General features: G+C 70.2%; 19 protein-coding genes. 12 read left to right on the top strand and 7 right to left on the bottom strand.

Features of this window, described 5'->3' with window-relative positions; all coding sequences use genetic code 11:
• The first annotated feature begins 94 nt into the window (after window positions 1-94).
• Complete coding sequence (msrA, locus tag DFJ67_RS05325; protein WP_116066863.1) at window positions 95-754, top strand: peptide-methionine (S)-S-oxide reductase MsrA; 660 nt, start codon at window positions 95-97, stop codon at window positions 752-754.
• Between the two features lie 66 nt (window positions 755-820).
• Here msrA and DFJ67_RS05320 read toward each other — a convergent pair whose 3' ends face one another.
• A complete protein-coding gene (locus DFJ67_RS05320) occupies window positions 821-1177 on the bottom strand; it encodes a nuclear transport factor 2 family protein (RefSeq protein WP_116066862.1) in 357 nt (118 codons plus the stop codon).
• Between the two features lie 217 nt (window positions 1178-1394).
• Between DFJ67_RS05320 and DFJ67_RS05315 the strand changes: the two genes are divergently transcribed.
• Window positions 1395-2150: a DUF899 family protein gene (locus DFJ67_RS05315; RefSeq protein WP_116066861.1), complete on the top strand. Its 756-nt coding sequence runs from the start codon at window positions 1395-1397 to the stop codon at window positions 2148-2150.
• On the opposite strand, the gene DFJ67_RS05310 is transcribed toward DFJ67_RS05315, so the two are convergent.
• From DFJ67_RS05310 to DFJ67_RS05300, 3 genes are read right to left on the bottom strand one after another with little or no spacing between them, the layout of a single operon-like run.
• Entirely contained in the window at window positions 2151-2606 is a 456-nt protein-coding gene (locus DFJ67_RS05310; protein WP_116066860.1) for a hypothetical protein, read from the bottom strand.
• A 5-nt stretch (window positions 2607-2611) separates the two neighbouring features.
• Window positions 2612-3463: an NAD-dependent epimerase/dehydratase family protein gene (locus DFJ67_RS05305; protein ID WP_116066859.1), complete on the bottom strand. Its 852-nt coding sequence runs from the start codon at window positions 3461-3463 to the stop codon at window positions 2612-2614.
• 11 nt (window positions 3464-3474) lie between these two features.
• Entirely contained in the window at window positions 3475-3885 is a 411-nt protein-coding gene (locus tag DFJ67_RS05300) for an HIT family protein (RefSeq protein ID WP_116066858.1), read from the bottom strand.
• A 23-nt stretch (window positions 3886-3908) separates the two neighbouring features.
• On the opposite strand from DFJ67_RS05300, the gene DFJ67_RS05295 reads away from it, so the two are divergent.
• From DFJ67_RS05295 to ilvA, 4 genes are all read left to right on the top strand, one after another.
• Complete coding sequence (locus DFJ67_RS05295; RefSeq protein ID WP_116066857.1) at window positions 3909-5051, top strand: cystathionine gamma-synthase; 1143 nt, start codon at window positions 3909-3911, stop codon at window positions 5049-5051.
• Between the two features lie 46 nt (window positions 5052-5097).
• Entirely contained in the window at window positions 5098-6498 is a 1401-nt protein-coding gene (locus DFJ67_RS05290; RefSeq protein ID WP_116066856.1) for an amidase, read from the top strand.
• Window positions 6499-6592: 94 nt separating this feature from the next.
• Complete coding sequence (locus tag DFJ67_RS05285; protein ID WP_116066855.1) at window positions 6593-7327, top strand: DUF4328 domain-containing protein; 735 nt, start codon at window positions 6593-6595, stop codon at window positions 7325-7327.
• A gap of 58 nt (window positions 7328-7385) precedes the next feature.
• Entirely contained in the window at window positions 7386-8597 is a 1212-nt protein-coding gene (gene ilvA, locus DFJ67_RS05280; RefSeq protein ID WP_116066854.1) for a threonine ammonia-lyase, read from the top strand.
• Here ilvA and greA read toward each other — a convergent pair.
• Together greA and DFJ67_RS05270 are read right to left on the bottom strand one after the other, a co-directional pair.
• Window positions 8594-9094 carry a transcription elongation factor GreA gene (gene greA, locus DFJ67_RS05275; protein WP_116066853.1) on the bottom strand — a complete coding sequence of 167 codons (501 nt, stop codon included), beginning with the start codon at window positions 9092-9094 and terminating at the stop codon, window positions 8594-8596. The genes ilvA and greA overlap by 4 nt on opposite strands.
• Window positions 9095-9181: 87 nt before the next feature.
• Window positions 9182-9616, bottom strand: coding sequence for a DUF4307 domain-containing protein (locus DFJ67_RS05270; protein ID WP_116075653.1), 435 nt, complete (start codon window positions 9614-9616; stop codon window positions 9182-9184).
• A 122-nt stretch (window positions 9617-9738) separates the two neighbouring features.
• Between DFJ67_RS05270 and mca the strand changes: the two genes are divergently transcribed.
• The 3 genes from mca to DFJ67_RS05255 all read left to right on the top strand — a co-directional run bounded on the left by mca (window position 9739) and on the right by DFJ67_RS05255 (window position 13702).
• Window positions 9739-10620 (top strand): mycothiol conjugate amidase Mca, encoded by an 882-nt coding sequence (mca, locus tag DFJ67_RS05265; RefSeq protein WP_116066852.1) that lies wholly within the window; start codon window positions 9739-9741, stop codon window positions 10618-10620.
• 47 nt (window positions 10621-10667) lie between these two features.
• Entirely contained in the window at window positions 10668-10916 is a 249-nt protein-coding gene (locus DFJ67_RS05260) for a hypothetical protein (RefSeq protein WP_116066851.1), read from the top strand.
• Window positions 10917-11185: 269 nt separating this feature from the next.
• The gene (locus DFJ67_RS05255) at window positions 11186-13702 is read left to right on the top strand and encodes a putative bifunctional diguanylate cyclase/phosphodiesterase (protein WP_409362992.1); all 2517 of its coding nucleotides are present in this window, start codon (window positions 11186-11188) and stop codon (window positions 13700-13702) included.
• 1635 nt (window positions 13703-15337) lie between these two features.
• On the opposite strand, the gene DFJ67_RS05250 is transcribed toward DFJ67_RS05255, so the two are convergent.
• Window positions 15338-15904 carry a TetR/AcrR family transcriptional regulator gene (locus tag DFJ67_RS05250; protein WP_116066850.1) on the bottom strand — a complete coding sequence of 189 codons (567 nt, stop codon included), beginning with the start codon at window positions 15902-15904 and terminating at the stop codon, window positions 15338-15340.
• Window positions 15905-15996: 92 nt separating this feature from the next.
• Here DFJ67_RS05250 and DFJ67_RS05245 point away from each other — a divergent pair, with 92 nt between their 5' ends.
• The 3 genes from DFJ67_RS05245 to DFJ67_RS05235 are packed head-to-tail and all read left to right on the top strand — an operon-like array spanning window position 15997 to window position 19886.
• Window positions 15997-16854, top strand: coding sequence for an oxidoreductase (locus tag DFJ67_RS05245; RefSeq protein ID WP_116066849.1), 858 nt, complete (start codon window positions 15997-15999; stop codon window positions 16852-16854).
• A 41-nt stretch (window positions 16855-16895) separates the two neighbouring features.
• Window positions 16896-17876 carry a phosphotransferase family protein gene (locus DFJ67_RS05240; protein WP_116075646.1) on the top strand — a complete coding sequence of 327 codons (981 nt, stop codon included), beginning with the start codon at window positions 16896-16898 and terminating at the stop codon, window positions 17874-17876.
• A gap of 12 nt (window positions 17877-17888) precedes the next feature.
• Window positions 17889-19886 carry a thioredoxin domain-containing protein gene (locus tag DFJ67_RS05235; RefSeq protein WP_116066848.1) on the top strand — a complete coding sequence of 666 codons (1998 nt, stop codon included), beginning with the start codon at window positions 17889-17891 and terminating at the stop codon, window positions 19884-19886.
• Window positions 19887-19899 lie beyond the last annotated feature (13 nt).

The following is a 19899-nucleotide window of genomic DNA, read 5'->3' as shown; positions in this document are numbered from 1 at the left end:
TTTCCGTCCTGGGTGGGCCCCTTCGTTCTGCCCCCGTGCGGTAAGGGTTGTCGTTCCGTCGGTGTTACATCTGGCAGAACGAGAGGAGTTCCACGTGTTCCTGCGTCGAATGAAGTCCGATCTGCCCGCCCCGGGGCAGGCCCTGCCGGGCCGCCCGCTGGGGATGCCCGTCGCCGACCGGCACGTCGTGCTCGGCACGCCGATGGTCGGCCCGTGGCCGGAGGGTGCGCAGGTCGCCGTCTTCGGCATGGGCTGTTTCTGGGGTGCTGAGCGCCTGTTCTGGACGCTGCCCGGCGTGATCTCGACGGCGGTCGGCTACGCGGGCGGTCAGACCGCGAACCCGACCTACGAGGAGGTCTGCTCCGGCCGCACGGGCCACACCGAGGCCGTCCAGGTGGTCTACGACCCGAGCAAGATCGCGTACGAGGATTTGTTGAAGGTCTTCTGGGAGAACCACGACCCGACCCAGGGCATGCGCCAGGGCAACGACGTGGGCACCCAGTACCGCTCGACGATCTACGTGACCACCGACGAGCAGTTGGCGGTGGCGGAGTCGTCCCGCGAGGCGTTCGCCCCGATCGTGAAGGCCGCCGGCCACCGCGACATCACCACGGAGATCGGCAAGCTGGACACCTTCTACTACGCCGAGGACTACCACCAGCAGTACCTGTCGGATTCGAAGAACCCCTACGGCTACTGCAACCACGGCCCCAACGGCATGACCTGCCCGGTGGGCGTGGCGAAGACGGCCTGACCCTCGAGACAGCGCTGGCGCGGGTCCCCGGGATCCGTGCCAGGGCGTTCGTCTGCCGCGCAGCGGTTACGGCTGCTCGGCGGCGTAGAAGGCGCGAACGCGGGCGGCCTCGCCACGATCGTCCAGCTCGACGACGTCGAGCACGCGGTTGCCGTTCTCCCGCCGGTAGAGCAGGGCGTAGCCGCCCGGCGAGGTCAGCAGCGTCTCCTCGTCGAACCGCAGCCCCGGCGCCAGGGCGAGGCCACGGGAGAAGTGTTCGCGGAGCTCGGCCCGGCCCGCCAGCCGGCCGTCCGGCCGCCCCCACCGGCGGACCACCGTCGGGGCCGCGAAATCCACGTCCTCCGCGTAGCAGGCGATGATGGCGTCCAGGTCATGCGCGTTCCAGGCGGCGAGCCACCGGTCCGCGTGCCTACGCGCGTCCACAACCCGGTCCTCAGGCCACGAGCGGCGCGGCGTCCGGACCTAACGTCTTGATCACCACACCAGTCTTGCCAGGCCGGTCCGGCCCGTCAATCGCCCACGGCGGACGTACCGATCACACCCCGGCGGCCTTGGCGTTTGACCGCGGCGGCCCGAGATCGGCGGATGACCTCGCCGTGGCGCTGGCGTGGGTCCACGGATCCGCGCCAGACTGGACGGTATGAGCAGCGACGCGCGCCCGCCCATCGTCGACCTGGCCACCTGGCAGGCCGCTCGCGACGAGCTGCTGGTCCGGGAGAAGGCGCACACCCGCGAAGGCGACGCCCTCGCCGCGGCGCGTCGCCGGCTGCCGATGGTCGAGTTCGACGGCACGGTCGAGGTGGTCGGGCCCGACGGTCCGGTGCCGTTCCTGAGCCTGTTCCAGGGCCACGACGAGCTCGTCGTCTACAAGCACATGTGGTATGACGACACACCCCACCAGGGCCAGTGCGAGGGCTGCACCTTCACGGCGTGGAACCTGAAGGACGCTTCCTACCTCAACGCCCGCGGGGTCTCGTTCGCCTTCCTGACCACCGGCGTGTGGCCGGAGGTGGCCGACTTCGTCGGCTTCATGGGCTACACCCTGCCCTGGTATTCGGTGCGCGACGTCCCGGAGCCGATCGGTGGCGAGATGGGCTACCTCACCAGCTACTTGCGCGACGGCGACCGCGCGTTTCTGACCTACCGCACCACAGGCCGCGGCAACGAGCCGATCAACGGGTCCTTCGGCCTGCTGGATCGGACCGTCTACGGCCGCGGCGAAGCCTGGGAAGACAACCCGGAGGGCTGGCCCGAGGGCCAGCACGCCTGTTGGTATTGGCGCACCGACGCCGACGGCAACTCGACCTGGGGTGAAACCGGTCGCCCGACGGCCGAGTGGACCCGCCCGGGCGCGGGCCCGGTGACGACCCTCGGGCGGCACGGGCCCCACCACTGATCACGGGGTTTCCGTGGCCTTGGCGGCACGCTCCAGCCGGAAATAGCCGGCGGAGTGGACCATCATCGCCGCGAAGCCGCTGACCAGCATCGCGGCCCCGGCGATCCACATGATGTGCCAGAAGCCGGCGACCACGCCGACGAACGCGAGCAGCAGTGCGATCGACTGGCTCACCCGCACCACCCGGGAGTCCGTCGCCCGCCGACGGAAGCTCTCCTGGCTGTTGACCAGAAGCAGGGCTGCCAGCAGCGGGATCGCCACCGAGAAGGCGAGCACACAGACCCTCGCCGACCAGTCAAGGGTCGCTTCTGAAAGGAACGGCTGCACGAACACCAAGGCGATCGCGGTCAGGCCGCCGTAGATCAGGTTGTTCTGCCGGATCCACTCCCGCTGCTGCTCCGGCTCCGTTGCTGCCCGCTCGAGCCATTCACCCTGGGCCTCCTGCTCAACCGTCACGACGATCAGCGCCAGGTGTGTCGGGGTTCGTAGCCGAGCACCCGGCGGGCCTTTTCGATCGACAGGAACGTGCCGTGGTCGCCGACGTCGCGGGTGACCGGGATGTCGGGGAAGACCTCCGCCGCCAGGTCGGCCGACTTCTGCGGCATCACCGAGTCGGCGTTGGCGATGATGAAGATGTCCATGCCGGTCGCGTCGAGCTCAAGTGACAACCGCACCGCCTGGGCGCCGTCGCGGGCGTCGATGTAGGACCAGGCGTTCCAGCTTCTTAGCAGCGGGTCCGCCGCGTAGGACGGGAACGCCGCATAGTCCGCCGGCTCCATCACGTTGGAGAACCGCAGGCCGATCATCTTCAGCGCGGGGTTCCACCGGCAGAACTGCGCCGCCATCTGTTCTTCCAGATGCTTCGCCAGCGCGTAGGACGACTGCGGGCGCGCCGGGTATTCCTCGTCGACCGGCAGGTAGGGCGGCGGGACCTCGCCGAACGGCAGGCCCAGCAGTGTCTCGCTGCTCGCCCACACGACGTTGGTGATCCCGGCCGCCCGGGCCGCGGCGAAGACGTGGTGTGTCGCGGTGATGTTGTGGGTGAACGTCGCCGCGTTGGCGGTGAGGCCCGGGGCCGGGATCGCGCCCAGGTGGACGACCGCGTCGATCGACGCGTAGCGGTCTTCGATGCCGGCCAGCGCCTCGACGACCTGCCCGTAGTCGCCCAGGTCGATGCGGGTGAACGGGGCCACCGGATCAGGCGACGGCACCCGGTCGATGTTGTGCACCTCGTAGCCGTGCTCGATCAGTTCTCGCACGACGGCGCGGCCCAGTTTGCCGCTGCCGCCGGTGACGACGACGCGTGTTGTCATGTCCGCAGAACCTACAGCGCGGCACCGACACGTTTGGCGTAGTCCCGGGCCTCGTCGTCGGACGCGTATTTGGTCCGTGGCCAGAAGAAACCGCGCAAACCGTCACCCTTGGTACGCGGCACGACATGCGTGTGCAGGTGCGCCACCGACTGTGACACCCGGTTGTTGATCGCCACGAACGAGCCGCCGGCTTCGAGCGCGGACTGCACGGCGCGGTCGACGGCCTGCACGAATCCGAAATAACCCGGCAAAGCAGAAGCTGGCAAATCAGACAAAACCACTAAATGCTGACGGGGTATGACCAGCGTGTGGCCTTTGAACACCGGCCGGGTGTCGAGGAACGCTACGCAATCGTCGGTCGATCCGACCCCGAACGCGGGCACCTCACCCGCCACGATGCCACAGAACACGCAGTCCGCCACCGACGAAGACTAGCCTCCATCCAATGACCTACGGTTTCGAGACGCTCGCCATCCACGCCGGCCAGGATCCGGAGGCGCGCACCGGGTCGGTCGTGCCACCGATCTTCCAGACCAGCACGTATGCCCAGGACGGCGTCGGTGTGCCCCGCGAGGGCTATGAATACAGCCGCTCCAGCAACCCCACCCGCGACGCCCTCCAGGAGTGCCTGCGCGCGCTCGAGGGTGGCCGCCGCGGCCTGGCGTTCGCGAGCGGGCTCGCGGCCGAAGACACCCTGCTGCGCACCGTCTGCCAGCCGGGCGACCACGTGGTGATCCCGGACGACGCGTACGGCGGCACGTTCCGGCTCTTCTCGAAGGTGGCCGAGCGCTGGGGGCTGTCCTGGACCGCCGCGAGCATCCACCACATCGACACGATGCGGGCCGCGATCCGGCCGGGTCAGACGAAGGTCATCTGGATCGAGACGCCGTCGAACCCGCTGCTCGGCATCAACGACATCGCCGCCACCGCCGCGCTGGCCCGCGACGCCGGCGCGCTGCTGGTCGTCGACAACACGTTCGCGTCGCCCTACCTCCAGCAGCCGCTGAGCCTGGGCGCCGACGTGGTGGTTCATTCGACGACGAAATACATCGGCGGGCACTCCGATGTGGTCGGCGGCGCGCTGATCGTCTCCGACGACGAGCTCGGTGAGCGGCTCGCCTACAACCAGAATGCGATGGGTTCGGTCAACGGGCCGTTCGATGCCTGGCTGACGCTGCGGGGCATCCGGACGCTCGGCGTGCGGATGGATCGGCACTGCGACAACGCCGAGCGGGTGGTCGACTACCTGCGTCAGCACAAGGCGGTCGCCGAGGTGCTCTACCCGGGCATGGCCAGCCACCCGGGGCACGAGACGGCCGCCAAGCAGATGAAGCGGTTCGGCGGGATGGTCTCGTTCCGCGCCGCCGGCGGCGAAGAGGCGGCCGTACGCATCTGCGAGAGCACGAAGCTGTTCATCCTGGCCGAGTCGCTGGGCGGGGTCGAGTCCTTGATCGAGCACCCCGGCCGGATGACGCACCTCAGCGCGGCCGGGTCCCCGCTTGAAGTTCCAGCGGATCTTGTGCGACTGTCGGTCGGCATCGAAACCGCTGACGATCTGTTGGCCGACCTGGAGCGCGCGCTCGGCTGACCACTTGAGACGATGCGGTGCGTAGGCCCGATGGGGAGGGTGGCCCGTGCCAGAGACTGTGCCGAGCTGGGTCGGCGCGACCGCGCGCCAGATCGCGCGCGCCGTGCGTCGTGGTGACACCACCGCCACGCGCGTCGTCGCCGATCATCTCGACCACATCGCCGCCGCCGACCCGGTCGTGTCCGCGTTCCGGACCATCCGGGCCGGCGCGGCGATCGTCGAGGCCGAAGAGGTCGACGTCCTGGAAGACCTGTCCAGCCTCCCGCTGGCCGGCGTCCCGGTGGCGATCAAGGAGAACACCGCCATCGCCGGCGCGCCGATCTGGAACGGCTCGGCCGCCGCCCGGGCGCCGGTCGCGGCCGAAGACCACGAGGTGGTCCGCCGGCTGCGCGGTGCCGGTGCGGTCGCCGTCGGCATCACCCGGATGCCGGAGCTGGCGCTGTTCGCGATGACCGACGACGAGACCGCCGTGACCCGCAACCCGTGGCGCACCGACCGCACCCCGGGCGGCTCGTCGGGCGGTGCGGCAGCCGCGGTCGCCAGCGGCATGGTGCCCGTCGCGCACGGCACCGACGGCCTGGGCTCGGTGCGCATCCCGGCGGCGTGCTGCGGGTTGGTCGGGCTCAAGCCCGGCCGCGACGTGGTGCCCCGCGAGCTGGGCGCCGACGGCTGGTTCGGGCTCAGCGAGCACGGCGTGTTCGCCACCAGCGTGTCCGACGCCGCGCTGGTCTTCGCGGTGCTCGCCGGTCGCCGCCCGGAGAAGCTGGTCGAGCCGGCCCGGCTGCGGTTCGCGGTGTCGACCCGCTCCCCGGTGGCCGGCATCCGCCCCGACGCGCCCAACCGGGATGCGATCACTACGGCGTCGAAGCTGCTGGTCAACGCCGGGCATGACGTCGCCGGCATCGACCCGGTCTATCCGATGTCGCTGGGCCTCAAGGGGATGGCGCACTGGTTCGCCGCGGCCGCGAGCGACGCCGACTTCGACGCGCTCGACCGGGGCACGCTCCAGCCGCGCACGCGCCGGCACGCCGCGCTCGGTGACTGGGTCACCCGCCGCGGCTACGTGCGCCAGGATGACCGCGACGCCTGGCGCCAGCGCTCCGTCGACTTCTTCACCGACCACGGCGTCGACGTGCTGATCACCCCCGCGTTGGCGGCGGCACCGCCGGCGGCCGAGCGGTGGTCGGCGCGCTCCTGGCGGGCCAACGCGATGACCAGCCTGCGCTACGCGCCCTACGCCGCGCCGTGGAACCTGGCCGGCCTGCCCGCGCTGGTCGTGCCGGTCGGCATCCGCCCCGACGGCCTGCCGCTGGGCGTGCAGCTCGTCGGCCCGCCCGGCAGCGAGATGCTGCTGCTCGCCGTCGCCGGCCAGTTCGAAATTGCCGCGCCCTGGCCCCGGCACGCCACCTCCTGGCCGCGGGTCGGTGACCCCGCCGGCACCCCCTGATCGGCGTCGATATCGAGCCGCATGGTTGACCTCCCCGCTCGGGCGCGGACCGCAGAATCATCCGGTCCAAGATCAACCAAGCGGGGAGAGAGCCATGAGCCAGGCGGTCTACGAAGGGCATAAGACATATCGGGTACGCGGCGTCGGCATCGCCGCGGTCGCGATGGTCGCGCTGGCGGCGTTGGCCTACGTGGCCTTCGCCGCGTTGGTGTGGGCGATCCGGGCCAGCGTCGCGGCGGCGGCCGGCCTGAACGACCTCGACGACGCGATCGCCCTGGAAGACCTGACGCCGGCGTTTTCGTTCGTGGTGGCGGGCGTCCAGATCGGCGCGCTGGTGCTGACGATCATCTGGCTCTGGCGCGCCCGGAAGAACCTCGACGCCTTCCCGGACACCCAACCCGTGCTCAGCCCCGGCTGGGCCATCGGCGGCTGGTTCCTACCGTTCGCCAACGCCGTCATCCCCGGCAGGTTGATGGCCAACGTGGCGCGGCAGAGCAGCCGCGAGCGGTGGGTCAGCGCCCTCGCCGTCGTCTGGTGGATCGCGCTCCTGGCCGCCAACCTGGCCGACCAGTTGGCCGGCGTGCTGGTCGACAACCAGTCCGTGGCGACGGACCTCGACTCACTGGTCGACCACTACCAGAGCGTCGCCGTCACGCAGACCGTCTCCGCCGTCGCGGCCGTCCTGGCCGCGACCGCCTTCGCCCTGGTCGTGCCGCGGGTGTCGGCGGCGCAGGAGGAGCGGATGCACCGAGGCTGGTACGAGGCGCAGAACCGCGCCCTCGGCACGCCCCCGCCGCCCGTCGACCCGAGCCCGGTTATCGGCGGGTGACGCGGGTTACAACCCGGCCCGCCGCGCCAGGGGCTGCCAGGAGTGCGACGATCGGGGCATGACGGACCTGGTCGGCCTCGCCGACGTCGAGGCGGCGCGGCAACTCCTGGCCGGCGTCGTGCGCACCACCCCCCTCGAACCGTCCCGCCCGCTGAGCGCGCAGCTCGGCGGGCCGGGCTGGCTCAAGTGCGAAAACCTGCAACGCGCCGGCTCGTACAAAGTGCGGGGTGCCTATGTCCGGATCGCCCGGCTGACCGACGCCGAGCGCGCCCGCGGCGTGGTCGCGGCCAGCGCCGGCAACCACGCGCAGGGCGTCGCGCTGGCCGCCGAGATGCTCGGCACGAGCTCGACCGTCTTCATGCCCGAGGGCGCACCGCTGCCGAAGGTCGCCGCCACCAAGGGCTACGGCGCCGCGGTCGAGCTGGTCGGCGCCACGGTCGACGAGTCGCTGGTCGCGGCCAAGGAGTTCGCCGACCGCACGGGCGCCGTGTTCATCCACCCGTTCGACCACCCCGACGTGATCGCCGGCCAGGGCACTGTCGCGCTGGAGATCCTCGAGCAGTGCCCACAGGTGCGCACCATCGTGACCGCCGTCGGCGGCGGCGGGCTGGTCTCCGGGATCGCGGTGGCCGCCAAGGCGATCAACCCCCACCTGCGGGTGATCGGTGTGCAGGCCGCCAACGCCGCCGCTTTCCCGGCCTCGCTGGCCGCGGGCGAGCCGACCCGGTTGCCGAGCTTCTCGACGATCGCCGACGGCATCGCGGTCGGCTGCCCGGGCGAGATCACCTTCGCCCACGTCGAGAAGCTGGTCGACGAGATCGTCACGGTCACCGAGGAAGACATCTCCCGGGCGCTGCTGATGCTGCTCGAGCGCGGCAAGCTGGTGGTCGAGCCGGCCGGCGCGGCGGGCGTCGCGGCCCTGCTCGCCGGCGTGGTCGAGGCCGAGCCGCCGACGGTGGCGGTGCTCTCCGGCGGCAACATCGATCCGATGCTGCTGCGGCGGGTGATCGAGCACGGCCTCGCGGCGGCCGGCCGCTTCCTGCAGATCACGGTGCGTTGCACCGACCGGCCCGGCCAGCTCGCCAACCTGCTGGGGCAGATCGCCGACCAGCAGGCCAACGTGGTCGACGTGGTGCACCAGCGGCAGAACCCGCACCTGCGGCTCGGCGAAGTCGAGGTCGCGCTGTCGGTCGAGACCCGCGGCGCGGAGCACTCGGACCTGGTGGTCGGTGCGCTGCGGGCCAACGGTTATGTGGTGTCTTTCGCCTAGCCTTCGAACGGCGCGAACGTGACCACGGTGACCTTGATGTCGGCGCCGCTCGGGGCCGTGTAGGTCACGGTGTCGCCGTTGTGCGCGCCCAGGATGGCCTTGCCGAGCGCCGACTCGGGGCTGTAGACGGTCAGGTCGGTGGTCGCGGCGATCTCGCGCGAACCGAGCAGGAACGTCTCGGTGTCAGCGGCGTCGTCGTCGAAGTGGATGGTCACCACCGTGCCGGGCGCGACCGCGTCAGCGCTCGGCCGGTCGCCGACCTGCGCGGTGCGCAACAGCTCCTTGAGGTAGCTGATCCGGTGTTCTTGCTTGCCCTGCTCTTCACGGGCGGCGTGGTAGCCACCGTTTTCGCGCAGGTCGCCTTCCTCGCGGCGGGCATTGATCTCGGCGGCGATCACCGGCCGGGCCGCGATCAGCTCGTCGAGCTCCGCCTGGAGCCGGTCATGCGCGTCCTGGGACAACCATGTGACGGGAGCCCCGCGGTCGGTCGTGGACACAGACGATCTCCTTGGGTGGCGGGTGACAAGTACGAACTTCCAACTTACCAGCGATCGACGAACAGGTGTCGCGCCCGAAACACCCGTTTATTGAGCCGGTACGCAGCGCAGCACTTCGCCGATCATGGCCTTGCCGGTCGTCGTCATCCGCTCTGTGACCTGCGTGGTCCCGTCGCCGGGCTCGTCCCTGACCAGCACGTCCCGGGTGCCGACCGTGGCGCCATCGCGGGAGCGGGCCCGCAGCACGCAGGTCGCCTGCCCACCTTCTGGGACGGTCACCCGGAACACCAGCGTGAGGCCGGTGTCGTCGATGTCCGTATAGGTCACTACCTGTGCGTCGTACGCCGGGTCGCCGTAGTTTTTATATAGCCGGACCGCGACCAGCCCGCCGACGATCAGGGTGACCAGGGCAAGCCCGGCCACCAGCCACGGTCGGCGACGCTGCGGTCCACGCCGGCGGCCATATCGGCCGGGCGGGAACACCGGAGCGGCCGGCGTGGTTGCTGAATGCGTCTCGGTCAACGGGGGCACCCCTCAGGCTGGCCCGACGATTTCTTGTCGGTGCGATCGGCCAGAATGGCAGGGTTCCATCCTCGCAGCCGAGGATGACCAGGCCCACGGCAGGTATGAGGGGGAGCAGGTTCGTGGCTGAGCAGTTGCGTCTGATGGCGGTGCACGCACATCCCGACGACGAGTCGAGCAAGGGCGCGGCGGCGTCCGCGCGTTACGTGGCCGAGGGGGTCGACGTCCTGGTCGCGACCTGCACCGGCGGTGAGCGCGGCAGTGTCCTCAACCCCAAGCTCGACCGACCCGACGTCTGGGAGAACATCAGCGAGATCCGCCGGGCGGAGATGGACGCGGCCCGCGCGATCCTCGGTGTCAAGCAGGCCTGGCTAGGCTTCGTCGACTCGGGCCTGCCCGAGGGCGACCCGCTGCCGCCGTTGCCCGAGGGCTGTTTCGCCCTCCAGTCCGTCGAGGAGGCCGCGGCACCACTGGTGCGGCTGATTCGCGAGTTCCGGCCGCACGTCGTCACCACCTATGACGAAAACGGTGGCTACCCGCACCCCGACCACATCATGTGCCACAAGATCAGCGTGGCCGCGTTCGAGGCCGCCGGCGATCCGGAGCGCTACCCCGAGCTCGGCGAGCCCTGGCAGCCGCTCAAGCTCTACTACAACCTCGGTTTCAGCAAGTCCAAGGTGCTCGCGATGCACGAGGCGATGCTGGCGGCCGGGCTCGAGTCGCCCTACACCGACTGGCTCAAGGAGTGGGACACCCGCGAAGACAAGGGCGACCGGGTCACCACCCGGGTCGAGTGCGGCGAATACTTCGAGGTGCGCGACGACGCCCTGCGGGCGCACGCCACTCAGGTCGACCCCGACGGCTTCTGGTTCCGGGTTCCGCTCGAGATCCAGCGCAAGGTCTGGCCGACCGAAGACTTCGAGCTGGTCAAGTCGCTGGTCGACAGCCCGCTGCCCGAATCCGACCTGTTCGCGGGCATCCGGGAGGCGGTGCGCGCCGCCTGAGCGCGCGGGCGTAGCGTGGGGTTCCCCCCGTTCGAAGGAGTGTCGCCATGTTGTCGGTTGCCGGCGTGCTCGCGGTCAACAACTTCGGCGACACCAGGGAGGGCGGCCTGGCCGGTCCGACCGGGCTGTTCCTCATCATCCTGCTGGGCACCGCGACGGTCCTGTTGATCCGCAACATGAACAAGCGCCTCAAGCGGCTGCCGGAGCGGTTCCCCGGTCAGGATGACAGTGTCGTGGATCCGACCGTCGCGAAATCTGTCACGGCGAAACCCGCCGAGCCGATTGACCGTTCCTGACCAGCACTGGATTCGTTCCAGACTGGTCATTCCGGTGTTGACCAGGCACGACACCATTCATTGACGGTCAAACCAGACGTCTGCCCCCTGTTGCGCCCACTCCGTTTGGCTTAGCCTTCCGCCGTGGGGACCCACATGGGTTTCCGTGGCGTGCGCGGAAGGGGGCCGCCGATGACGATCGCCGGCCGCTCCCGGCGCGATCTGTCGTTTGGCGATCATTGCCGAGGTCCCGCCGACCGTCCCGTGGGCGGGAGTCGGCGGTGAGCGCGCTGCGTGCCGGTCTGGGGCGGGTGGCCCGAGGTTCCGGGGCCACCGAGGTGCCCGCGCGGGCACACGCCTACACCGGCATCCTGATCGTGCTCGCGGTCGTCGCCACGACCGCCGGCCTGTTGCTGCCCGCGACCGTCCCCAGCGACGACCAGGTGCCCGCCGTCGCCCGGTTTGGGATCGCCTGCGGCGTGATGGCCCTGGCCCAGCTCGCCAGCCTCCGACTACGCATCGGCTCCGGTCGACTCTCCGTCAACTGGGGCGAGGCCGCGCTGATCATCGGCCTCTACACCGCACCCTCGGGCTGGCTGCCCGCTGCGACCTTCGCCGGCGCCGGCGCCGCCTGGCTCCTGCTCTCCATCTTCGCGAAGCTCCGCACGCCGCTCGAGGTCGTCCACATCGCGGCGTGCCAGACGGTCGCGGTCGCCGCCGCGGTCACGGTCGCGTGCCGCCTGGCCGACCCGATCGGCTCGCCGCTCACCCCGCCGCTGGCCTTCGCACTGATCCTCGGCGCACTCACCTACCTGCTGGTCGGCGCGTTGCTCGCGGTCGTGACGCTGCGCCTCGTGCACGGCGTGCCGCTGTTCGCCACCCTGCTCCGCGCGCTCAACGACAAACTGCTGATGTTCGTCGGCAACGTGGTCGTGGGCCTGGCCGTGGTCGCGATGGTCCACCAGGACCCGCGCTGGCTGCTGCTCCTCCCGCCGGCGCTGTGGCTGCTCCAGCAGACCTACGGCCAGCGGCTGCGCGCCGCCGACGAACGCCGCGCCTGGGAAGAGTTCGCCGGCGCGACCAGCGCACTCAAGAAGCTCGACGAAGACGAGGTGGCCACGGCCGGCGTAGCGGGCGCGCTGCGCCTGCTGGTCGCCGAGCGCGTCGACCTCGACGTGGTGAGGATGGACGGCGGCTGGCGCCGCTACCACGGCGACGCCGACGGCGGTGAGGGCGTCGCCGACCTCGACGAGCGCCCGGCCACCGAGGGCGGCGAGTCGACCTTGGTCCGCGAGCTGACCGTGCGCGGCCAGTTGGTCGGCCAGATCCGCGTCGCGCTCCCGCGCCCGACGCTGCCATCGGCCCGCGACGAGTTCGCGCTGCGCTCCTTCGGCGACACCCTGGCGGTCGCCCTGCACGACGCCGTCACCCACCGCGCCTGGTCGCTGCTGCGCGAACGCTCGTCCTACGACGCGGTCCACGACGCACCCACCGGCCTGCTCAACCGGGCCGCGGTGATCACACAGGGCGACGCCGCGCTGCGCCGCCTCGGCCGCGACCACCCGGTCGCGCTGGTGGTCGTCGACATCAACCGCTTCCGCACGGTCAACGACACCCTGGGCCACGCGGCGGGCGACGAACTGCTGGCGGCGGCGGCGAGCAGGATGAACACGCTGACCGGCCCAGGCGAGCTACTCGGCCGCCTCGGCGTCGACCAGTTCGCGCTCCTGATCGCCGGGGTCGAGCGGATGAGCACCTCCCGCGCCCTGGACCGGGCGGCCGAGCTGGCCGACGCGGTGGCCGCACCGACCGAGGTCCAGGGCATCCAGGTGGCCGTCGACGCCTCGGCGGGCGTCGTGGTCTCGGCCGCGGGCAGCGCCAACGTGCCCGAGTTGCTCAGGCGCGCCGACATCGCGCTGCGCCAGGCCAAGGAGGGCGGCGGCGGCAACACCGCCTGCTACGACCCCAGCCGCGACGAGAGCAGCACCGACCAACTCACCCTGCTGGCCGAGTTGCGCGAGGCGTTGCTGGTCGACGACCAGCTCGTCCTGGCGCTGCAACCGGCGGTAGACCTGACGACCGGCGCACCGACCGGCGTCGAAGCCCTGATCCGCTGGAAGCACCCCCGGCGAGGCGTTTTGAAGCCCGGCGATTTCGTACGGGCCGCCGAGGAGAGCGACCTGCTGGGCGCCTTCACTCTGTATGTGATCGACAAGGCCCTGCAAGTCGCCGCCGACGTGGCCGCCCACGGCATGGACGTGCCGATCGCGGTCAACCTGTCCGCGCACAACCTGCTCGACCAGCACTTGCCCAACGCCGTCGCCGAGTTGCTCCGCCAGCACAACGTCACCCCCGACCGGCTGGTCATGGAGATCACCGAGACCGTCGTGATGAGCGAGCAGGACGTCATCGACGAGGTCCTGGCCGGGCTGCGGTCGATGGGCGTGCGGATCGCCCTGGACGACTTCGGCACCGGCTACTCGTCGCTGGCCTTCCTGGCCCGCGTGCCGGTCGACGAGGTCAAGGTCGACCGCTCCTTCGTGATGCGCATGGCCGAGTCTCCCCAGGCGGCCGCGATCGTGCGGTTCACGATCGGGCTGGGGCAAGAGCTTGGGCTGCGGGTCGTCGCCGAGGGCGTCGAGACGGCCGCGCAGCGGGCTGCTCTTGAGACTCTCGGGTGCGGGGCGGCGCAGGGTTATCACTTCTTCAAGCCGATGCCTGCCGACAAGATCGTGGCCGTGCTTAGTCAGCTCACTGACTCGGCTCGGGCTCAGGTCTTTCCTCTTCGGGCTGATGGGTCAGCCTGATCGGTTGATTTCCGGTCGTGGGTCGGTTGCGGTCTAGGGCGGGGGCGGGTGTGGTGTGCCCTGCCTAGTCGCAAAGAGCGCGCCTCTTACGGCAGGGCACACCACACCCGCCCCCGCCCTTCCCCAGCGCGGCGTTGGGTGACTTCCGTTCCGGCTCGTGGGTCACAGTCCAATGGTTGATCTCCCGCTGTTGGCCTTTGTGGGTGGCTGGGCTGGTGGGTCGGCGGCGGCTTTCAAGCGGCCGTCCCACGATCGGGCGCTCGTCGCTGATCAGGATGTCGCTTCGCACATTGGTTGCGGTCCGGGGCGGGGAGGATTTTGCGCGAGGGCCTAGTCGCAAAAAGCGCGCCTCTTATGGCTTTTCGCACAAAATCCTCCCCGCCCTGACCCAGCGCGGCGTCGATCGACTCCGATGCCAGGTCGCCGGGCCACAGTCCATTGGTTGATCTCCGCTGTGCGGTCGCAGTCTGCCTATGGGGGCGCGCTGCGGCTGGTCGGTCGGAGAACGGCTGTCGCCGTGGGCCGAGACCGAGTCGCCGGGGCTGATCGCCGGGCTGCGCTGCGCTGCGTGGGTGGGCCGGTTGACCATTGCTCGCCTGGGTTGGCCCGGGTTTCTGTGGTGCGTGCGTCCTGTCAGCGGCCCTCGGCCGCGGCGACGCGGGCCTGCCGGGTGTAGATCGATCTGTGAGCGGCTGCTCCTGGCTGGCACCGCACTTGCGCCGGCCAAATCCCTGCAAAACTGGCGAATCAAACCGCCGGCACCCGTGGCTGAGAGATCTAGGTAAACCGATGTAGCTATAGCGACATCCTTTTTCCTAGATCCGCCCGAGGCGCCTGCCCGCGCGGCCGCCGGACGCGGCTCGCCGCGTCGGCCGAATCTTGCCTGCCCTGCAGTAGGCCCGGCGATCTTCTCTTGCGGCAGTGGCAGCGCCCACTAGCCAACCGCAACCTAAGGGCGGATCTCCTCGTCGGGCGTAGCCCACAAACCAGGATCTCCGGATGGGGACAAGGTGGAGCGCCCTACTGGACGAACGACCTTGTCCCCATCCGGAGATCCTGGTGCCCTAAGCGAAGCCCGACGAGGAGATCCGCCCTTCCCGGCATCTTCTTCGAGCGGCCGGGGTCTGGGGCAGCGCCCCAGGGTCTTGGGTGAAGCCTGGCGCGGCGATTTGCTGTTCGCCCGGGGGTGGCCGGTGTGGGGCGGTGTCGCGGGTTCTTGGGTGAAGGCTGGCGGGTGATCTGCTGTTCGCCCGGGGGTGGCCGGTGTGGGGCGGTGTCGCGGGTTCTTGGGTGAAGGCTGGCGGGTGATCTGCTGTTCGCCCGGGGAGTGGCCGGTGTGGGGCGGTGTCGTGGGGTCTTGGGTGAAGGCTGGGCGAGGTGATCTGCTGTTCGCCCGGGGGAGGGCCGGTGTGGGGCGGTGTCGCGGGGTGCCGGGTCAGGCGTGACGCGGCGATTTGCTGGTCGCTGAAGAGGCGCCGGTGTTGGGCGGTTTCGTGGAGTGAAAGCTCGCGCGACGGCTTGCTGCGGAGCTGAGTCAAAGGCGACGAGGCGACCTGCTGGTCGCTGAGGAACTGGGCCGGGGCGCTCCAGGGTCTGGGTGAAGCGTGGCCGGCGATTGGGTCGGGGTGCGTGGGGCTAGGGCTTGACGAGGGTGGCTACTGCGGCGACGACCAGGGCTCGGCGGGTGGCTGGGTCTTGGGGCGCGGACAGGTGGGCCTCCGGGGACATGACTGTCCACATGTTCGCGATCGTTAGGATCAGCGCGAGGATCTCTGCCGCGGTGAAGCGGGTCGTTACCTGGCCGGCGGCTTGGGCTGCGGCTATGGCGTCGACTTTCGACTGGTTGGCGGTCAGGACCGTTTTCAGTGGGGGCTCGCTGTCGGCGCGTTCTAAGCGGTGCCAGGTGACCAGGCGGAGGACTTCCGGGTGGGCTTGGCCTGCGTCGAAGAGGCGGCCCGCGTAGTCCGGGAGGTTTGTCGCGTCCAGCGGCGCTGCCGCCAGCGTCTCGGCCACGATGCGGTTGAAGACGGCCTCGAACAAGCCTTCCTTGTTGCCGAAGTGGAAGTAGATCAGCGCCTTGTTGATGCCTGCCGTGGCCGCTACGCGGTCTACCCGGGCGCCGGCTATGCCATGCGCCGCGAATTCCTCGTGGGCGGCCTCGATCAGGCGGCGGCGGGTTTCCTGGGCGTCTCCGGGCGGCATGTGTTTCAGGCTACTTGACTAACCGGTTAGTTGACGACCCAGCAGAACCGGAGTTAACTATCTAGTTAGTCAACCAGAACGGAGGCCCCGTCATGGAGATCGCGATCGTTACCGGGGGCAGTGGCGGGATCGGCTACCAAACGGCAGAAGCACTGGCCGGCACCGGGCGGCACGTGATCATCACTGGACGGCGAGCCGCCGCGCTCGACGACGCCGCCAGAAGGATTCGGGCCGCACGGCCGGGCTGCAGCGTTTCGACCCGAGAGTTAGATCTTGCTGAGCTGGGCTCGGTGCGGGACTTCGCCGAAAGGATCAAGGGCGAACACCCCCGGGTTGATCTGCTGATCAACAACGCCGGGGTGATGGCTGTGCCGGAGCGGCGGTTGACCGTCGATGGGTTCGAGGTGACCTTTGGCACCAATCATCTCGGGCATTTCGCGCTCACCGGGCTGCTGCTGCCGGCGCTGCTCGCCGCCGACGCGCCCCCGGTGGTCACCGTCAGCGCCGCCATCGCCAGGCGTGGCCGCCTCGAGTTCGACAACCTCGACCAGCACCGCGACTACCGGCCGATGCGGGCCTACAGCGCCGCCAAGCTGGCCAACGTCGCCTTCGCCATCGAGTTGGCGGCGCGCTACGAGCAGGTGCGCAGCGTCGCCGTGCACCCGGGCACCGCCACCACCGGGATTCAGCGGCACGTCACTCCGGTGGTCCGGTTCTTCGCCGAGCGGCTCATCGGGCTCATCGGGCAGTCGGTCGAGGACGCCGCGCGGCCATCGCTCTACGCGGCCACCGACGCAGACGTCCAGAGCGGCGGCTACTACGCCCCCACCGGGCCCTTCGAAGGCCGCGGCCTGCCTGGACCAGCCAAAGTCCCCGCCGCCGCGCTCGACCCCGCCGTGCGGAAACGCCTTTGGGACGGCTCCGAGGAGCTGACCAAGGTCAGCTACTAACTCGTTTGCGGGCACAGCCGCACCGGCGAAGCATGGCGCGCGTGGTGCGGACCTTTCTGCAAGCTGACGACCTGCGTTATTTCGTGGCCGAAAAGTTCGGGAGCGAAAGACGGCTCACGACGCTCCAAAGGCTGACCGGCGGCACCAAGAAGGGCGTCTACCGGCTCGGGCTCGACGACGGCACCACCGTCATCGGCTACGTCTGGGCAGAGACCGAAAACTACTGGCCGCCAGCGGCCACCGTGCCGGACGACCCGTTCACCGACGCCACCGGCGCCGACCTCTTCGCCGTCAACCATGCCGCGCTCACCGCCGCCGGCGTACGCGTGCCGGAGTTGATCCTCCTCGACCGCAGCCGGCAGCACCTCGACGCCGACGTGGCCCTGGTCGAAGACGCCGGCGAGACCAAGCTGGAAGACCTGCTCGACAGCGACCACCCACCCCTGGCCGAGCTCGGCGACGCCCTGCGCAGGATGCACACCACCGAAAGCCCGCACTACGGCAAGCTGGCCGCCAAAGCCACCGAACCAGCGATCCAGACCCGCCGCACCGAGGACATCATCCGTGACCGCGCCCTGGCCGACCTCGACGCGGCCGCTGAGCGCGACCCCAGGCTGGCCAGGGCGAGAGACCAGATCGTCACCCACGTCGACCGCCTCTGGGCGGCGATAAAACCACGGCAGACCTACGCGCTGGTGCACGGCGAACTCGGCCCCGACCACGTGCTCGTGACGAAGGACAACGAGCCCGTGATGATCGACTTCGAGGGCCTGGCCTACTTCGACATCGAGTGGGACCACGCCTGGCTCGAGATGCGCTTCGGCGAGCAGCACTACCAGCGGCTCAACCCCGTCGAGTGCGACCAAGACCGGCTCGAGTTCTACCGCTACGCCCAGGTGCTCTCACTGATCGAGGGGCCGCTGCGGATCGCAACCACCGACTTTCCCGATCGGCAATGGATGCTCGACCTGGCCGAGTGGAACATCGCCAAGGCGTTCGCGGCCGTGGGCGCACGCGTGTGAAAGGCTGGCAGGGTGAACCGGCTCGGCGACGCCACCTCGCCCTACCTGCTGCAACACGCCAACAACCCGGTTGATTGGTGGCAGTGGAGCAGCGCCGCCTTCGACGAGGCCAAACGCCGTGACGTGCCGGTGTTGATCTCGGTGGGCTATGCGGCCTGTCACTGGTGTCACGTGATGGCGCACGAGTCTTTCGAAGATGCCGGTGTGGCGCGGCTGATGAACGACAACTTCGTCAGCATCAAGGTCGACCGTGAGGAACGGCCCGACGTCGACGCCGTCTACATGACCGCGACGCAGGCGATGACCGGGCAGGGCGGCTGGCCGATGACGGTGTTCGCCGCGCCCGACGGCACGCCGTTCTTCTGCGGCACCTACTTCCCGAAGGCCAACTTCACCCGCCTGTTGCAGTCGGTCACCACGGCCTGGGCCGAGCAGCGCGACGGCGTGTTGCGGCAGGGCGCCGCCGTCGTCGAGGCGATCGGTGGGGCACAGGCCCTCGGCGGGGTCAGCGCACCGCTCACCGCGGAGTTGCTCGACGCCGCCGCCGCACAATTGGCAACCGACTACGACGGCGAGAACGGCGGCTTCGGTGGCGCGCCCAAGTTTCCGCCACAGATGAACCTGCTCTTCCTGCTCCGCCAATATCAGCGCACCGGCAACCCGCAGGCGCTGGAGATCGTGCGGCACACCTGCGAGGCGATGGCCCGCGGCGGCATCTACGACCAGCTCGCCGGCGGCTTCGCGCGCTACTCGGTCGACGCGCGCTGGATCGTGCCGCATTTCGAGAAGATGTTGTACGACAACGGCCTGCTCCTGCGCGTCTATACCCACCTGTGGCGGCTGACCGGTGACCCGCTGGCCCGCCGGATCGCCGACGAGACCGCGCAGTTCATCGTCCGCGACCTCGGCACGCCGGAGGGCGGCTTCGCGTCCGCATTGGACGCTGACACCGACGGGGTCGAGGGGCTGACCTACTCGTGGACGCCGGCCCAACTCGTCGACGCCCTCGGCCAGGAAGACGGCGCCTACGCCGCCGGCGTGTTCGAGGTGACCGCGGCCGGCACGTTCGAGAAGGGCGCGAGCGTCCTGCGGCTGGCCCGCGACATCGACGACGCCAACCCGCCGGTCGTCGACCGCTGGTCCGACGTGCGCGATCGGCTGCTCACCAAGCGAAACGAGCGGCCCCAGCCGGCCCGCGACGACAAGGTGGTCGCCTCCTGGAACGGGCTGGCGATCACCGGGCTGGTCGAGCACTACTTCGCCACCGGCGGCGCCGAGTCGCTCGACGCGGCCGTGCGGGCGGCGACGCTGCTGGCCGACCTGCACGTGGTCGACGGGCGGTTGCGCCGGGTGTCCCGCGACGGCGTGGTCGGCGACCCGGCCGGGGTGCTCGACGACTACGGCGCGGTGGCGGAGGCGTTCTGCGCCGTGCACCAGGCCACCCTCGACGGGCGCTGGCTCGACCTCGCCGGCACCCTGCTCGACGCGGCCCTGGCGCACTTCCCGACCGGCAGCGGCGGCTACTACGACACCGCCGACGACGCCGAGCGGCTGGTCACCCGGCCGGCCGACCCGACCGACAACGCGACGCCGAGCGGGCTCTCCGCGCTGGCGGCGGCGCTGACCAGCTACACCGCGCTGCGTGGCGAGCCCCGCTATCGCGAGGCGGCGGAGGCGGCGCTCGGCACGGTCGGCCCGATCGTCGGTCAACACCCGAGATTCAGCGGGTACGCGGCCGCGACCGGCGAGGCCCTGCTCTCCGGCCCCTACGAGATCGTGATCGCCACGCAGACCGACCCGACCGGCGACCCGCTGGTCTCGACCGCCTACGAGTTGGCCCCGCCCGGCGCCGTCGTGCTGGTCGGTGCGCCGGACGCGCCGGGCGTACCCCTGCTGGCTGATCGCCCGTTGCTCGACGGCGCGCCCACGGCGTACGTCTGCCGCGGTTTCGTCTGTGATCGTCCGACGACGGCGGTGGCAGACCTCACCGCGCAGCTCACCCGCCGATGAGGCCGGGATAGGC

Origin of the sequence: Asanoa ferruginea (assembly GCF_003387075.1) — a bacterium.
GTDB lineage: Bacteria > Actinomycetota > Actinomycetes > Mycobacteriales > Micromonosporaceae > Asanoa > Asanoa ferruginea.
Note: the sequence above shows the minus strand (reverse complement) of the source record. Positions and strands in the feature narration are given on the sequence as shown.

Bases quoted from the DNA above. Each gene is read 5' to 3' on its own strand.
- DFJ67_RS05245 (WP_116066849.1), top strand. From the start codon at position 15,997: ATGGAGATCGCGATCGTTACCGGGGGCAGTGGCGGGATCGGCTACCAA.
- DFJ67_RS05285 (WP_116066855.1), top strand. From the start codon at position 6,593: ATGAGCCAGGCGGTCTACGAAGGGCATAAGACATATCGGGTACGCGGC.
- DFJ67_RS05295 (WP_116066857.1), top strand. From the start codon at position 3,909: ATGACCTACGGTTTCGAGACGCTCGCCATCCACGCCGGCCAGGATCCG.
- DFJ67_RS05305 (WP_116066859.1), bottom strand. From the start codon at position 3,463: ATGACAACACGCGTCGTCGTCACCGGCGGCAGCGGCAAACTGGGCCGC.
- DFJ67_RS05260 (WP_116066851.1), top strand. From the start codon at position 10,668: ATGTTGTCGGTTGCCGGCGTGCTCGCGGTCAACAACTTCGGCGACACC.
- DFJ67_RS05315 (WP_116066861.1), top strand. From the start codon at position 1,395: ATGAGCAGCGACGCGCGCCCGCCCATCGTCGACCTGGCCACCTGGCAG.
- DFJ67_RS05250 (WP_116066850.1), bottom strand. From the start codon at position 15,904: ATGCCGCCCGGAGACGCCCAGGAAACCCGCCGCCGCCTGATCGAGGCC.
- ilvA (WP_116066854.1), top strand. From the start codon at position 7,386: ATGACGGACCTGGTCGGCCTCGCCGACGTCGAGGCGGCGCGGCAACTC.